Annotated in this window: 11 protein-coding genes; 9 read left to right on the forward strand and 2 right to left on the reverse strand. The window is 42.8% G+C overall.

The annotated features are described in order from the left end of the window. Positions 1 to 162: 162 nt before the first annotated feature. Both K1I43_RS08155 and tagU read left to right on the forward strand, forming a co-directional pair. A complete protein-coding gene (locus K1I43_RS08155) occupies positions 163 to 516 on the forward strand; it encodes a hypothetical protein (protein ID WP_050982333.1) in 354 nt (117 codons plus the stop codon). 103 nt (positions 517 to 619) lie between these two features. Next, positions 620 to 1,543 (forward strand): polyisoprenyl-teichoic acid--peptidoglycan teichoic acid transferase TagU, encoded by a 924-nt coding sequence (tagU, locus tag K1I43_RS08160; protein ID WP_019418184.1) that lies wholly within the window; start codon positions 620 to 622, stop codon positions 1,541 to 1,543. A 126-nt stretch (positions 1,544 to 1,669) separates the two neighbouring features. Here the strand turns inward: tagU and amyS are convergent, their stop codons facing one another. Then, positions 1,670 to 3,511: an alpha-amylase gene (gene amyS / locus K1I43_RS08165; protein ID WP_019418183.1), complete on the reverse strand. Its 1,842-nt coding sequence runs from the start codon at positions 3,509 to 3,511 to the stop codon at positions 1,670 to 1,672. Positions 3,512 to 3,849: 338 nt separating this feature from the next. Between amyS and K1I43_RS08170 the strand changes: the two genes are divergently transcribed. From K1I43_RS08170 to K1I43_RS08180, 3 genes are all read left to right on the forward strand, one after another. After that, positions 3,850 to 4,887 carry a LacI family DNA-binding transcriptional regulator gene (locus K1I43_RS08170; protein WP_136260148.1) on the forward strand — a complete coding sequence of 346 codons (1,038 nt, stop codon included), beginning with the start codon at positions 3,850 to 3,852 and terminating at the stop codon, positions 4,885 to 4,887. Then, complete coding sequence (locus tag K1I43_RS08175) at positions 4,862 to 6,397, forward strand: gluconokinase (RefSeq protein ID WP_019418181.1); 1,536 nt, start codon at positions 4,862 to 4,864, stop codon at positions 6,395 to 6,397. Before K1I43_RS08170 ends, K1I43_RS08175 begins: the two co-directional genes overlap by 26 nt. Before the next feature lie 81 nt (positions 6,398 to 6,478). Continuing rightward, on the forward strand, positions 6,479 to 7,819 hold the full coding sequence (locus K1I43_RS08180; RefSeq protein ID WP_019418180.1) for a GntT/GntP/DsdX family permease: 1,341 nt from the start codon (positions 6,479 to 6,481) through the stop codon (positions 7,817 to 7,819). Positions 7,820 to 7,982: 163 nt separating this feature from the next. On the opposite strand, the gene K1I43_RS08185 is transcribed toward K1I43_RS08180, so the two are convergent. After that, on the reverse strand, positions 7,983 to 8,675 hold the full coding sequence (locus tag K1I43_RS08185; protein ID WP_240468880.1) for a plasmid pRiA4b ORF-3 family protein: 693 nt from the start codon (positions 8,673 to 8,675) through the stop codon (positions 7,983 to 7,985). 162 nt (positions 8,676 to 8,837) lie between these two features. On the opposite strand from K1I43_RS08185, the gene K1I43_RS08190 reads away from it, so the two are divergent. From K1I43_RS08190 to K1I43_RS08205, 4 genes are all read left to right on the forward strand, one after another. Next, on the forward strand, positions 8,838 to 10,139 hold the full coding sequence (locus K1I43_RS08190) for a UDP-glucose dehydrogenase family protein (protein WP_136260149.1): 1,302 nt from the start codon (positions 8,838 to 8,840) through the stop codon (positions 10,137 to 10,139). 70 nt (positions 10,140 to 10,209) lie between these two features. Then, positions 10,210 to 11,178 (forward strand): UDP-glucose 4-epimerase GalE, encoded by a 969-nt coding sequence (gene galE / locus K1I43_RS08195; RefSeq protein WP_136260150.1) that lies wholly within the window; start codon positions 10,210 to 10,212, stop codon positions 11,176 to 11,178. Positions 11,179 to 11,309: 131 nt separating this feature from the next. Further along, a complete protein-coding gene (locus tag K1I43_RS08200; protein ID WP_220382639.1) occupies positions 11,310 to 12,818 on the forward strand; it encodes a glycine betaine uptake BCCT transporter in 1,509 nt (502 codons plus the stop codon). Between the two features lie 95 nt (positions 12,819 to 12,913). Continuing rightward, positions 12,914 to 15,970 (forward strand): efflux RND transporter permease subunit, encoded by a 3,057-nt coding sequence (locus tag K1I43_RS08205; protein WP_136260152.1) that lies wholly within the window; start codon positions 12,914 to 12,916, stop codon positions 15,968 to 15,970. Positions 15,971 to 16,043: the final 73 nt, after the last annotated feature.

Below are 16,043 nucleotides of genomic sequence, written 5' to 3' on the forward strand. Positions count from 1 at the left end.
GTGTGGGACTCGTTGTGTCTTCTGTTGGCAGGCGAAACGATCGATCGAGTTCTTTCCGCTACCTAGGGCATTTTCTATGACCGAAATGCCCTATTTGTGCTGGGCTTTTTTATACACTAGCACTGGGGTGAATAGTTACGATAAGCAGCGTTTATGGAGGAAATGTGGCAGTCATTGTTACATAATCTTTACGAAGGGAAAACAGTACCAACATTTAAGGGGAAGGAAGCATTTCATATCGTGGCACTCTTTGATGATGGAATAACTGTAAGCTTAACGTCCAAAGAAAAAGAAGTGCCTTTAAGTAAGGAAGTGATGTTTCGTGTCATGGAAAAGTTGATCGTTCATAAAGACGGTGTGCGTCAAAAAATGGTTGATCCAAACGCTCGACTAAAGCTAGGTTTGCTTTTACTTCATCCGTGGACAGAGAAAGTGGAGCGTGATGAGGACGGTAAATCCCGTTCATATTTAGTGCTCACTGATGAGGCGAGGAAGCGTCTGACGGTTGCTGAATAATGTGTTTCAGCGACTTTTTGACGCTATTCCCCTTGTCCTTTTTGTTTCCATATGGTACGCTTCACTTGAATGATATCTCAGCATACATAAAGGGAAGATAAAAATGGAAGCAAACAAAGGTGGAAAAATACGTTATAAGATTATAGCTATTGTTGTGCTACTTTTTATCATAGCGGGAGCGTATGCTTTTTCGATGTACGGTAAGTTCAAGGAAACAATAAATGAGATGCATGAGCCGATTGAGCGAGAACGTTCGGAACAGCGAGAGAATGAGTTATCGCTCGGAAAAGGTGAGCCGATATCCTTTTTGCTTATCGGGGTAGATGAACGTAAAAACGATCGTGGACGAGCAGATTCGTTAATTGTCGTCACGTTAAATCCGACAGAGCAATCGATTAAAATGTTGAGCATTCCGCGCGATACTCGCACAGCGATTGTCGGAAAAGGAAAAGAGGATAAAATTAACCACTCTTACGCTTTTGGCGGGGTGGAAATGACGATTGCAACGGTTGAGCAGTTTTTACATATTCCAATTGACTACTATATAAAAGTCAATATGGAAGGTTTCAAGGATATCGTTGATGCGGTTGGCGGTGTGACGGTAAGTAATCCTTTTGCCTTTAATTATGAAGGAGAATCTTTCCCAAAAGGTGAAATTACTTTAGATGGGGATCGTGCTTTAAAATATACGCGCATGCGCTATGATGATCCGCGCGGTGATTTCGGAAGACAAGATCGCCAAAAGCAAGTGATTGCGGCTATTATTAAAAAAGGGGCGAGCCTTTCTTCTCTAGTCAACTATAGCGATATACTTGAAGCCATTGGGAAAAATGTAAAGACGAATATGACGTTTGACGAAATGAAGCAAATTCAAGCGAATTACAAAGAGGCTCGCCATCATATAGAACAACTCCACTTGCAAGGAAAAGGTCAAAAAATGAATGGCATTTACTACTTCATTGTCCCTGAGGAAGAAAGGGAAATGATATCCAACCAATTAAAGAAACATTTAAATATCAGATTGTAACGTCCGTGTTTCGATCTCTACCATTTGGAATTGGAAAGAGACAAGAAAGCGATGATCCGTGCTAAAGAGCGTAACGTGTACATGAGTACAGCTTGCCGTTTTTATCGGCAAGCTGACTTAAGCATGTTATGGCACGTTCCAGTTTGCGGTATATGATCCTGTTGATGAGAACGGAACCGTATACGTTCGATTGGCTATGTTTTCCCATATAACGTTTCCTGCACTGTCTTTCTTAATAAACTTAAACTCAATTGCTTTTCCTTGAGGCAAGGAAACAGTTGTTTTCCATGTCGGATAAGAAGATGGCGTCATTTGAATAGCATTCGCTATGTTCCAGTTCCCTAGCTCTGGAATATTTCCAACAACATATACGTTTTGTCCATATACTGTCGTTGCGTTGTTGACGGTAAATGTTACGTTTGAAGTTTTCGCAACCCAAATTGAGACGGAGCCTCCGTTGACTTTGAACTCTCCCCAGCCGTCTGCATTGATCGTTACCGTATCACTTCTGTTTCCAGTTAAATCATAAAAAACTTTACCGGCATGTTTTTTGCCTACATACATCCACTTGCTTCCACCAGGGCCGTCAGTGATTAAAGCTGCGAGTCCAGAGTTTGGTTTTGCGTCTATTCCTTCGCGCGTCCAGCCGATAATATCTTGGTGATCGATATAATCGCGCTGCGTTCCGTATGCGTAGTCTCTACGTGCAATAAGAAGTGGATCGATTTTGCTTTTTAAGCCTGGAATATTGTATTTTGGAATGCCGTAGTAGTCGCCGTAAAATACACATGGATACCCTTCTTGTCTCGTTAAAATAAAGGCGTAAGCAAGTGGTTTAAACCAAGGCTCTACCCAAGATTGCAAAGATTGACCAGGCTGTGTGTCATGGTTGTCAACAAGTGTGACTGCTAGTGCCGGTTGGTCTTTCATTAGCGTGTTATTCAACAAATAACGCATGTCAAAGTAACCACTTGATTTTGAAGCAATATAAAAGTTGTTATGCAACGGGGCATCGAATAATGACATAGCCCCATTCGTTTTTGTAATGTAGTTATGCAGTTTATTGACGTCATAGCTCCAAAATTCACCGACGGCAAATAAATTTTTCCCTGTTTGATTACGTACATATGACAGCCAGTCAGGGAAAAAGCTATATTTGATATGTTTCACCGCATCTAAGCGAAATCCGTCTACGTTCGTTGTGTTCACATACCATTTTCCCCAGTTTTTCAACTCGGCTACAACTTCCGGGTGATCCATATCCAAATCAGCAAACATTAAGTAGTCATAGTTTCCGTTCTCTGTGTCTACTTCCCAATCCCATGCTTTTCCTGTGCCACGAAATTTGTAAATGCGATTTAGTTTTCGGCTTTCATCCCAATCCGTACCGTCAAAATGATACCAGCGCCATTTAAAGCTTGAGTATGTGTTCCCACGGCCAGGGAAATCAAATTTTGTCCATGCTTGAATTTGATATGTGCCAGATGTTTCTTGGTTTCGATTAGAAGGATTCACTTCGACTGCGTCAACCCATTCTGTACTATCTGCCCCTGCCTTATGGTTAAATACGACATCGGCGTATACTTGCATACCAGCGCTTTTTGCCGCCTGAATAGCTTGTATATATTGTGTTTTTGTTCCGTATTTCGTTCGAATCGTCCCTTTTTGATTAAATTCTCCTAAGTCATACAAATCGTACACGCCATACCCGACATCCCCTTGGCTCGTTCCTTTGTATGCAGGTGGTAACCATAACGCAGTAATACCTAGAGATGAAAGGCTACTAGCTTCATTTTGTACTTTCGTCCAAAGTGTGCCATCATTCGGTAAATCCCATTCGAAATATTGCATCATCGTTCCGTTGACTGGTGCGGTGTTCGCTTGTGCAGTTGAGAAGGGTGTGAAAAAGGAAATGATTAAGGTAGCGATGATGGTGTAATACAACCACACTTTTTTCAAATAACTCATACACACACATCCTTTCTTTAAAATAAAATAAGGATGCAAACGTTTGCATTAAAACATAAACGCGTTTGAAGTTATTATAATGACGTTTGATAACGCTTACAATACAATTTTTTATTTTCATACATTTGAACAAATTTGAAGGCTGTACAGTTATTTTATATGGAGGAATGTATGAAGAACGCGGTACCTATCACACCTCGAATCTACCAAACGTATGGCTGATCGTAAAAAATAGAATGTGTCGAAATATTTCGGTTGTAAAACGCTTTCAATTTCATATATAATACAACTAAACCGGTTTATTTACTAAATCGATTTAGTAAAGGGGAATGAATACGGTGCGGAAAGTGACGATGGCGGACGTAGCAAAACTGGCGAATGTTTCAAAAAGTACAGTATCGCAATATTTAAATAAAAGATATGAATATATGAGCGAAGAAACGAAAAGGCGCATTGCGGAGGCAATTGAGGAATTACAATATCGCCCAAATGTTCTCGCCCGTAGTTTAAAACAAAAATCAACAGCGACGATTGGCGTCATTGTTTTCAACATTTTGCATATGTTAACGACGCAAGTGCTCCGTGCAATTGAGGATATGTGTCAACAACATGATTTCCATGTCATCGTTTGTAATACAGATGACGATCCTGAAAAAGAAAGAAAATATATTGATATGTTATGGGCGAAACAAGTGGATGGGTTTATCATTTTCCCGACAGGAAAAAATGTAGAGTTGTATAAAAAAATGCAAGAAGCGCGCTTACCACTTGTGTTTGTGGATCGTACAGTTGCGGGGATCGATGCGGATTCGGTTTTGTTGCATAATGAGCGTGCTGTTCAGTTAGGTGTACAGTATCTCATTGAACAAGGGTATAAACATATTGGGCTTGTTGCACCGCCATTTGCTCCACACGTCATTCCACGTACAGAGCGTATCAAAGCTTTTCATCATGCGTTGCGTGATCACGGTGTTTCAGTGGAAAAAGAGTGGGTTATTACCGAGCATGTGAAGCGCATCCCGGAGCGATTAGAGGCTCTTTTTAACAGTAATAAACTGCCTGAGGCGATATTTGCGATAAATGACTTAACGTTAATGGAAGTATTAGCGTTCGTGAAAAAACACCAACTCGCCATTCCGAATGATCTAGCAGTCATAAGTATTGATGACGTTCCATTTGCATCGATTTATACCCCTTCGTTAACAACGATTGCACAGCCGACGTTTGAAATGGGAAAAATAGCGGCAGAACGGTTGTTTATGCAAATGAATGGTGAGACGTCTCCACAAATGTTTCGGCTTGCTCCAATGTTCATAGAAAGGGATTCAGCAAAGAAAAGAGGAGAAAAAAATGAGTCAAGTTGTCATCGGAGTTGATATTGGTACAACGAGTACAAAGGCTGTCATTTTTGACGAAGATGGAAGCATTCGCTCCATGCATGCGGTCGAATATCCGATGCTTCATCCGCAACCGGGATGGGCGGAACAAGACCCGCACGTTCTTTTTTCCGCGGTGATGCAAAGTATACAAGGAGCGATATACAAAGGACATGTTTCCGCAAAGCAAGTAAAGGCGATTGGATTTAGTGTCGCCATGCATTCAATTATGTTAGTAGATGAACACCACCGACCTTTGACGAACTGCATCATTTGGACAGACAACAGAAGTAGCGAACAAGCTGAACGGCTTCGAGCGAGTGAACAAGGGGTGGCGATGTATAAAAAAACGGGGACGCCGATTCATCCGATGTCACCGCTTGTGAAATTGATGTGGTTTAAAGAATGTGCGCCAGATGTATTCAAACGAGCATATAAGTTTATTTCCATTAAGGAGTATGTGTTATATCAATGGTTTCATCAGTATGTTGTTGATTATTCGATTGCTTCGGCCACCGGTTTGTTTTCCTTGCAAACATTTGATTGGGATGAAGAAATTTTAACGTTTCTCGGCATCGAGCGTAGTCAGTTGTCTTCTCTCGTTCCTACGACATATACGCTACAAGGAATGGATAAAAAATGGGCTGAACAGCTCGGTATTTCTTCTCGCACCCCTGTTGTCATTGGAGCGAGCGATGGCGTGCTTGCGAATGTCGGGGTAGGTGCCGTATTACCCCATGAGGCTGCTATTACGATTGGAACAAGCGGGGCGGTGCGAACGATTTCCCCTTTTCCAAAAACAGATGAACGAGGGCGGACGTTTTGTTATGTGTTGACAGAAAATGAATGGGTTGTTGGTGGACCGACAAATAATGGGGGGATTTTATTACGTTGGTTGCGTGATGAATTTGGGGCACAAGAAAAAGAAGTAGCAAAGCGGCTTGGAGTAGACCCATATGATTTATTGACACAATATGCCGCTCGTGTGCCTGCTGGATCGGAAGGATTGTTATTTTTGCCGTTTTTATCAGGGGAGCGAGCCCCGTATTGGGATGCGCATGCGCGTGGAACATTTTTTGGTATTCGTTTGCAGCATAAGCGCGAGCATTTTATTCGTTCAGTCATGGAAGGCGTTTGTATGAGCGTATTTTCGGTAGCACTTGCGGTCCGCGATGTCGTTGGGCCGTTATCGGAAATTCGAGTATCGGGTGGATTTGCGAAGTCGCCGTTTTGGCGTCAAATGTTGTGCGATATGATGGGAAAAGAGCTAATCGTCCCTGAAACGCATGAGGCATCGGCGCTAGGAGCAGCAGCATTAGCTCTTTACGCTCAAGGAGATATTTCGTCGCTACAAGAGGTGAAATCGTGGCTACGCATTTCTTCGTCTCATACACCAAATGAACAACATACAGCGATTTATGCGGAATTGTTTGACTTGTATACACGTCTATATATGCGATTAAAAGATGAATTTCAAATCATTTCTTCTTTTCAAAGTAAATATGTATAAACAAAGGGGGTGATTCACTGTATAACTAAACCGATTTAGTAATTGTAAGCGTTTACTTTAAAACAAGGGGAGCGGAGTGCAATGACATCATCTTCATTAATTTTCATCGTTATCGCAGGAATTAGTTTATTGTTATTTCTTATTATTCGTTCAAAATTGCATGCATTTGTCGCTTTATTGTTAGTTAGTTTACTCGTCGGAGTGGCGGCTGGCATGCCTTTGAAAAGCGTCATTGAGTCCATCCAAAACGGAATGGGTGGGACACTTGGATTTGTCGCAGTTGTTGTCGGATTAGGCGCGATGTTTGGACAGATGCTCGAGGCGTCGGGAGGGGCTGAACGACTAGCCCAAACGTTAATGAAAAAGTTTGGCGAAGATAAAGCACAGTGGGCGCTTGGAATTACTGGGTTTTTAGTTGCGATCCCCGTATTTTTCGACGTTGGTTTTATTATTCTTGTACCCATTGTTTACGGTTTAGCGAAAAAGACAGGGCGCTCTCTTTTATATTACGGCATTCCTTTGCTTGCTGGTCTAGCGGTGACGCATAGTTTTATCCCGCCAACACCAGGGCCTATTGCGGTTGCGAATTTGATTGGCGCAGATTTAGGTTGGGTCATTTTATTTGGTTTTATTGCTGGTGTACCTGCAATGATGGTAGCAGGACCTTTGTTTGGGAAGTATATTGCTAAAAAAATCCATGCTTCTATCCCTTCTTATATGGAATGGAAAGAGCATGATAACGAACGGGATTTACCTAGCTTTGGATTAATTGCGGTGATTATTCTCATTCCTTTGCTCCTTATTTTAATGAATACCGTTTCAGGGGTTGTTTTGCCAGAGAAAAATATGTTTCGATCGTTCTTTACGTTTTTAGGACATCCGTTTGTTGCCTTAACGATCGCCACATTATTAGCTTTCTATTTCTTAGGACGAAAGCGCGGTTTTTCAAAGCAACAAGTACAAGATATTGCGACAAAAGCGCTTGAACCGGCTGGAATTATTATTCTTGTCACAGGAGCTGGTGGAGTGTTCAAGCAAATTTTAGTCGATTCAGGTGTCGGTAAAGTGCTTGCAGATATGATGGCGACATCTACGTTACCTCCAATTGTGTTAGCTTTTATTATCGCTGCGCTCGTTCGTATTTCGCAAGGCTCAGCAACAGTAGCAATGGTCACATCCGCTGGATTAATGGCTCCATTTATTGAGACGCTTAACTTAACGGGTCCGATTTTAGGTTTAATTACAATTGCGATTGCAGCGGGAGCGACAATTCTTTCACATGTCAACGACTCAGGATTTTGGCTCGTCAATCGCTACTTTGGTTTAGAGGTGAAAGATACGCTAAAATCATGGACAGTGATGGAAACAATCATCGCTTTCGTCGGTTTTTCCGTTGTTTTTATTATTAGTTGGTTTGTATGATCGGATAAGAAAAGGGCCACTTCAATTTTAGCCATCCTTCTTTACAGGTGCTAACACATTTTTTGCGGGAAGCTTAATTAAAACATATCAAAATCGTTTCCTAACAGACGTTCATACGCGAGAGAGGACTGTCCTTCTTCAGCAGTCCTCTCGCATTTTCACACTACTTGAAGCGAATGGTCGCAAGTCGTTGGTTTACTTCTTCGATGTCAAAGCGCTCTGGATCAAAGTCGTCTCCGTACCATTCGTCATACCATTCCAAAAACTCTTGACGCTCTTGTTTTCGCGTATCGTCTTTCATCATATCGATCGCATCTTGGTAGCCCCAAACCCCACCAACATCTTCGGGAGGGCATGCTCGTGATCCTTTGATGCAAATCGGATGTGTTAACGGTTCGATTCGTTTTTCGATTTTCTCCAATGTAATGATATGATCCCAGTTATCCCCGAAGTCGTACGTATACAACACTTTTTGTTTCTCTTTACTTAAGTATTTTTTAATCGGTGTTTTTTGTGAATCGAGCTTGTCCTTCCAAAGAGTCATAAAGCGATCATCTGGATGTGGGACGTCAATGATCGCATCACTTGTTTCGAACTGATACAAATGGTAATTTCCCCATCCCATCGCCTCTTGAATAATGAGATGGAGCTGATCGAATGTTATGTCGCTTGGGACGAGCACACGTCGCCAAATCGGTGGACGAATACCGCGCAACTGGATTTTTAATTGATAAATTGTTTCGGCTTTCTTTACTTGTTCTAAAGTTCGTTCAATCTCATGGCGAAGCGAAGCGGGTAATGTTTCGTAATCTGATAACTTTGTAATCTTTTTTAATGTTTCCCATGCAGTTGGCATATGCTATTCCTCCTCTGTCCTTTTACTATAATCATAGACAAATGTTCACTTTCTTATAAGTAAAATGACTTACTTTCTAAAATATTTTTCAGAATAGTTGTACCGTGCAAAAGTGTTCGTATTTGTGTAAACTGAAAAAAAAAACAGGCACGGAGGGTAGCAATGAACATTGTCGTCGTTGGAACAGGGTATGTTGGATTAGTAACAGGGGTAGCGCTTGCTCATGTGGGGCATCGGGTGACGTGTGTTGATGTTGATGAAGAAAAAGTAAATCGCATGCGACAAGGCATTTCTCCGATTTATGAGCCGGGGATTGAGCAGTTTATGAAAGAAAATATGGAAGAGAATCGGTTGTTTTTTACAACAGACGGTGCGAGTGCGTATCGCGAAGCAGATGTGATTTACATCGCGGTCGGCACGCCTGAAAACGAAGACGGTTCAGCGAATTTGACATATATTGATCAAGCGGTGAAAGACATCGCCTCATCGGTGATGAAAGATGTCATTGTTGTGACGAAAAGCACGGTGCCCGTCGGGACGAATCATGAGATGCAGCGCATGTTTCAACAGCTCGCTCCGCATGTGCGCATCGATGTCGTGTCGAATCCGGAATTTTTACGTGAAGGGTCAGCGCTTTATGATACGTTTCATGGCGATCGCATTGTGATCGGGGCGGATGATGAACGAGCGGCAGCTGTGGTCGCGGACATTCATCGTCCATTTGGCATTCCGATTTTTCAAACAGATATTCGGAGCGCAGAAATGATTAAATACGCCTCTAACGCATTTTTAGCAACGAAAATTAGTTTTATTAACGAAATTGCGAACATATGTGAAAAAGTTGGCGCAGATATTGAACAAGTGGCAGCGGGAATGGGAATGGATGAACGCATCGGCTCATCGTTTTTACGTGCAGGCATTGGATATGGCGGTTCGTGTTTTCCGAAAGATACGAAAGCGTTAGCGAAAATTGCAGCAAATATAGATCATGATTTCGAGTTGTTGAAGGCAGTCATTGAAGTAAACAATAAACAACAACGAAAGCTCATTGAAAAAGCAAAAAAACGTTTCGGACATATTCAAGGTAAAAAAATCGCCCTTCTCGGTTTGTCGTTTAAGCCAAATACAGACGATATGCGAGAAGCGGCATCGCTTGTTATCGCGCGTGAACTCGTTGCTGAACAGGCGATCGTTGTTGCTTACGATCCGATTGCGATGAATAAAGCAAGAGCGGTATTGCCGAAAGAAGTGATATATGCAAGCCATGTCGAAGAAGCGCTCAAAGATGCGGATGCGGCGATGATTTTAACAGAATGGGATGAGTTTCGACAACTCGACTTATCTGTATACGTCAAGCAAATGAAAACACCAATTATTTTTGATGGCCGTAATTGTTATGCGCTTGAAGACGTCAAAAAATATGCCATCGAATATTATTCGATTGGAAGAAGAGCGATCAAATAAGGAAGAAATGATGCTCGATTTTTCCATATATGTTAATATGGTCGTATATTCGCCTGAAAGGAGTTTCTGTATGATTTTAGTCGTTGGTGGGGCAGGATATATCGGCAGCCACGTCGTCAAACAGTTAGTGGAAACAAACTCGGTCGTTGTGCTTGATCATTTATCGACAGGGCATCGTTATTTAGTCGATAAACGAGCGGTGTTTGTGCATGGCGATTTAGGGGATCGGGCAACGCTCGTGCGCATTTTTGAAAAATATCCGATCGATGCAGTCATGCATTTTGCGGCAAATAGTTTAGTTGGCGAGTCGGTTGTCGAGCCGATGAAATATTATAAAAATAATGTGGCAGCGACGTTAACGTTATTAGAAACGATGATGGAATATGGCGTCAAACGGTTTATTTTTTCGTCGACAGCTGCGGTGTATGGGATTCCGAACGTTGATATCATTACAGAACAATGTCCGACGCTTCCGATTAACCCGTACGGTCGCTCGAAGTTAATGATTGAGCATATGCTTTCCGATTTTGCCTCAGCGTACGATTTACGTTATGTAGTGTTGCGCTATTTTAATGCGGCAGGTGCGCATGTAAGTGGCGACATTGGGGAAGACCATCACCCAGAAACGCACTTAATTCCGCTTATTTTGCAACATTTGCTTGGATTGCGCGATAAAATTTCAGTGTTTGGCACAGATTACGATACACCAGATGGCACATGTATTCGCGATTACATTCATGTGATGGATTTAGCGGAGGCGCACATTCTCGCTTTGCATGCCCTTCTTGCTGATCAGAAAAAGACGGTTGTATACAACCTTGGCAACGGTCTCGGCTATTCGGTGAAAGAAGTGATCGACATGTGTGAGCGCGTGACAGGGAAAAAAGCGACGATTGAATACACAGCGCGCCGTCCGGGAGATCCGGCCCGCCTTGTTGCTTCATCCGAAAAAATTTCCCGCGAACTCGGTTGGCAAGCGACCCGTTCGTTAGAGGAAATCATTACAACTGCTTGGAATTGGCATAAAAGTCATATGTAAAAAAGGGGAAGTCGTCTCATTTGACTTCCCTTTTCCATTTTGTTACCATGATTATAGCTACACATGCCTCATCAACTCCCGAAGACGCTAACACGATCCCCATAAGCACGATAAAATAGAGGGGGGATTTGATGCGAAAAACAACACCCGTGTTTTACATTTCCATTGTTATTGCGATTTTATTTATTGGATGGGGAGTCATCCCTGAAAGTGTATGGCCACAATTTCATTTAGCACAAGTGAGTGCGGGAATACAAGACTTTTTAGTCCATAAGTTTGGTTGGTTTTACTTATTAGCAGCAACCTTTTTCCTCATCTTCTGCATCACGATGATTTTTTCGAAATATGGAAACATTCGACTTGGGGCAGATGATGAAAAGCCAGAGTATAGTTACCGAACATGGTTTGGTATGTTGTTTAGTGCAGGAATGGGAATCGGGTTAGTGTTTTGGGGTGTGGCGGAACCGATGTATCATTTTTACAGTCCACCTGTTGGTGAAGCAGAAACAGCAGAAGCTGGTCGTGTAGCGGTGCGATATGCGTTTTTCCATTGGGGGCTTCATCCTTGGGCCATTTATGCCGTTGTCGCTTTAGCATTAGCTTATTTTCAGTTTCGAAAAAAAGAGCCAGGGGTCATGAGTCGTGTATTGTATCCGTTATTTGGCGAACGCGTGAACGGTTTAACAGGAATAGCGGTCGATACGTTAGCGGTATATGCGACTATTTTTGGTGTAGCGACATCGCTCGGATTAGGAGCTATTCAAATTAGTGGAGGGCTGTCTCACCTTTCTCCGAATATACAAAATAATTTAACTACCCAAATGATTGTCATTTTAGTAGTTACCATTTTATTTATGCTCTCTGCACAAACAGGACTCAATAAAGGAATTAAAACATTAAGTGATACGAATGTGATGCTTGCGGTACTATTAATGGTTTTCTTACTGTTTGCAGGTCCGACAAACTTTATTATGGATGTATTTACAGCAACGCTCGGTTCTTACGTTCAAAACTTGCCGTCGATGAGTTTACGGTTAAGTCCGTTCGAACAAAGTGAATGGCCGCGTGTTTGGACAATTTTTTACTGGGCATGGTGGATTGCTTGGGCGCCGTTTGTTGGATCATTCATCGCGCGCGTGTCGCGTGGACGGACGGTACGAGAGTTTATGATTGGCGTATTGCTCGTTCCAACCATTTTTAGTGCTCTATGGTTCTCTGTATTTGGTGGCTCTGCTCTTTATTTAGAAATGTTTGAACAAGCGGACATTATGAATACAATGAACGAATTAGGCATTGAAATGGCGCTCTTTTCTGTCTTTAACCATTTTCCGCTTAGTACGATTTTGTCAGGGCTCGCGATTCTACTGATTTGTACATTCTTTGTTACGTCAGCAGATTCAGCTACGTTTGTGCTTGGGATGCAGACGACAAACGGAAGTTTAAATCCGTCGAACTCGGTAAAAATTACTTGGGGAATCATTCAAGCAGCAACAGCAGCTATTTTGCTTTGGACAGGTGGATTGCAGGCGCTCCAAACAGCGTCGATTATCGCAGCATTCCCATTTACAATCATCATGATCTTTATGGTCATATCGCTATTACATTCGTTTAAAAAAGAAATGATTGTGAAGAAGAAATAACCGGCCATTGTGTCGGTTATTTTTATAGTCTAAAATTTGACAATTGTTTTTCTGTTCGCTACCCTATCATTAGAACAAATATGGGGGGGGATATGATGGGCATTAGCCATTTTTCGATTCGGCGCCCTGTGCTGACGTTTGTGTCGATGATTATCGTCATTCTTTTAGGGGCGGTATCGTTGTTAAATATTCCGATGAAGTTAATCCCAGATATTCAGCCGCCTGTTGGGGTTGTGGTGGCAACGTATTCGGGGGCAGGGCCAACGGAAGTGCTTGAAAAAGTGACGAAGCCGTTAGAAAGCAGTTTAGCGACGTTACCGGGGTTAAAGTCGATGACGTCAACATCTCAAGAAGGCTCAGCGCTCATTTTATTGCAGTTTTCATGGGCGACAGTTATTGATGAGATGCAAAATGATGTGATGCAGCGCATCGATCAAGCCCCGCTTCCCGATGATGTGCAAAAGCCGCGATTTTTAAAGTTTGACCCGTCGCAGTTTCCGGTCATTCAAATGACGTTAACGAGCAAAGACGGAACGGGTGAGTTGAACGCATTAGCGCAACAGTTAAAAGCGGAGCTTGCCAAAACGGAAGGTGTGGCGAGCGTGAACGTATCGGGCACGTTAACGAAACGGGTGCGCGTGCTCGTTGATCCGAATAAGCTTCGTACATATCGCCTTTCTCAACAAGATATCGCTAACTTGATTTCAGCCAATAACGTGTCGCTGCCGGGTGAAACGGTTGTCATTGATGAGCGGCAATTGTCGACGCGCATTTTAAGTACGGTGCAATCGGTTGATGATTTAAAAAAGCTTGTTATTGCGATCAATCCGTTGACGAATGAACGCATTCGTCTACAAGACGTGGCGAAAGTCGAGCTTATTTCCCCACAACAACAAACGATTACTCGCACGAATGAACGGCCATCTGTGCTGATGAGCGTGCTGCAAAAGGCGGATGCGAATACGGCGGAAGTGTCACAATCGTTTCAAAAGCAACTAAATAAGCTGTTGAAAAAAGAACAGTTTAAAAACGTACATGTCGATATATTATTTGACCAAGGGGAGTTTATTGAACGGACGATTCGCAATATTGCCCAGTCGCTCATTTTAGGTGGCGCATTTGCGATGGCTGTATTGTTTTTATTTTTACGCAATATGAAAAGTCCGATCATTATCGGCATCGCTATTCCGTATTCGGTCATTGTGACGTTCGTTTTAATGTATTTTTCCGACTTTACGTTAAACATTATGACGCTTGGCGGATTAGCGCTCGGAATCGGTATGCTTGTCGACAACTCGATCGTCGTCATTGAAAATATTTCGCGCCATTTAGCGATGGGGAAAGAGCCGAAAGAAGCCGCAAAAGATGGGGTGAGCGAAGTCGGAAGCGCCATTGTCGCATCGACGTTGACGAGCGTGGCGGTATTTATTCCTGTATTGTTTATTACCGGATTAATTGGAGATTTGTTTACCGAATTTGCATTAACGATTGCGTTTAGTTTACTTGCTTCGTTGTTTGTCGCGTTAACGGTTGTGCCGATGCTTGCGAGCCGTTGGTTACGTCCGCGCAGACGTTATCGGGAAGAAGCGCGATTATCTTCCGCATCGATGCGCGCGCTAGAAAAAAGTGTGCGTTGGGCGTTGCGTCATCGTTTGATCGTGTTATTGTTCGCACTTGGCTTGCTTGGCGTCGGGGTTGTCGGGTTAACGAAAGTAGGGATGCAGTTTTTGCCCAATACAGATGAAGGATTTTTCTCGATTCGCGTGCAAACAGGTGACGGGTATGCTTTAGAAGCGACAGAGCGCGTCGTTGCGGCTATTGAACATGAGTTAAAGAAAGTCGATGGGATTGAAACGTATGTGAGTCTCATCGGTTCAACGCAAGAACAGTCGTTTCGCGGAACGACACAAAGCAACGTCGCGGAAATATATGTGAAAATGAAACCGAAAGATGAGCGGAAACGGTCTGTGTTTGTCATCGTTGATAAATTAAAGTCGCCTGTGCAAAAAGCGGTAAAAAACGTGAATCAAACAGCGGAAGTATCGTTTAACTTGCAAGCGTCGACAGGAAGTGCGCCAAATACGTTAACATTTAGTGTGAAAGATACGGACGAACAGCGCTTAAAGCAAGTCGTCAGCCAAATTGAAAAACGAGTAAAAGCGTTAAAAGAAGTGAAAGAAGTATCGACAGATTTATCGGAAACAGTCGATGAAATTCAAGTACAGATCGATCGCGATAAAGCGTTACAACATGGGCTGACGCCAGCGCAAGTGGCGGTCGTTGCCCAACAAATGACGCGCGGAATGACAGCGACGCGCATCATTGACGCCTCTGCGAACGTATATGATGTGACGGTCGAATACGATGAAAACGTGAAAAATTCTGTATCTGACTTAAAGCAGTTGCTTGTGAAAAAGCCGGACGGTTCGTTTGTGAAACTTGGCGATATCGCCTCTGTCACCGTTGGAAAAAGCCGCGTCCAAATTCAGCGCGTAAATGAACAGAGCGCGGTGCAGTTTACGGTGAAATATAAAAGTTCGGTGACGCTGAGTGACATATCTGCGCTTGTCGATCGAGAAATTGCCAAGCTCGATCTTCCGTCTGAAACAGAAATCGTCTTCGGTGGCGATCGGGAGCTATTAGAATCGTCGATTGACGATTTAGCGTTAGCGTTTGCATTGGCGGTGACGTTCGTCTATCTTGTGATGGCAGCGCAGTTTGAATCGTTTAAACATCCGTTTATTATTATGTTTACTATTCCGCTTATGATCATCGGCATTACAGCTGGATTATGGCTAACCCATACGCCGATGAGCGTCATGGTCATTATCGGTGGCATTGTCCTTGCGGGGATTGTCGTGAACAACGCGATCGTGCTTGTTGACTATATGAACCAGATGCGTGCGCGCGGAGAGCGAGATATTATTGTTACAGCGGTAAAACTTCGTCTTCGTCCGATTTTAATGACGGCGTTAACGACGATTTTAGGGTTGTTGCCGCTTGCTTTTGGCATCGGTGACGGAGCGGAACTGAATCAACCGATGGCGATTACGGTCATTGGCGGACTAATAAGCAGCACCTTTTTAACTTTATTTATTATTCCGATTGTATATAGTTTTACGTTACCGAGAAAGTTTTACATTCAAAAATAAACAGCCGATCGTGCCGGCTGTTTATTTTTTTCGCTCTGCTAGTTTTTTTAACATTTGTTCAATGAGCTTTTCC

Source organism: Anoxybacillus sp. ST70, assembly GCF_019553625.1.
GTDB lineage: Bacteria > Bacillota > Bacilli > Bacillales > Anoxybacillaceae > Anoxybacillus > Anoxybacillus gonensis.

Coding starts and splice junctions, on each gene's coding strand:
- K1I43_RS08155 (WP_050982333.1), top strand. CDS start 163: ATGTGGCAGTCATTGTTACATAATCTTTACGAAGGGAAAACAGTACCA.
- tagU (WP_019418184.1), top strand. CDS start 620: ATGGAAGCAAACAAAGGTGGAAAAATACGTTATAAGATTATAGCTATT.
- amyS (WP_019418183.1), bottom strand. CDS start 3,511: ATGAGTTATTTGAAAAAAGTGTGGTTGTATTACACCATCATCGCTACC.
- K1I43_RS08175 (WP_019418181.1), top strand. CDS start 4,862: ATGAGTCAAGTTGTCATCGGAGTTGATATTGGTACAACGAGTACAAAG.
- K1I43_RS08180 (WP_019418180.1), top strand. CDS start 6,479: ATGACATCATCTTCATTAATTTTCATCGTTATCGCAGGAATTAGTTTA.
- K1I43_RS08185 (WP_240468880.1), bottom strand. CDS start 8,675: ATGCCAACTGCATGGGAAACATTAAAAAAGATTACAAAGTTATCAGAT.
- K1I43_RS08190 (WP_136260149.1), top strand. CDS start 8,838: ATGAACATTGTCGTCGTTGGAACAGGGTATGTTGGATTAGTAACAGGG.
- galE (WP_136260150.1), top strand. CDS start 10,210: ATGATTTTAGTCGTTGGTGGGGCAGGATATATCGGCAGCCACGTCGTC.
- K1I43_RS08200 (WP_220382639.1), top strand. CDS start 11,310: ATGCGAAAAACAACACCCGTGTTTTACATTTCCATTGTTATTGCGATT.
- K1I43_RS08205 (WP_136260152.1), top strand. CDS start 12,914: ATGGGCATTAGCCATTTTTCGATTCGGCGCCCTGTGCTGACGTTTGTG.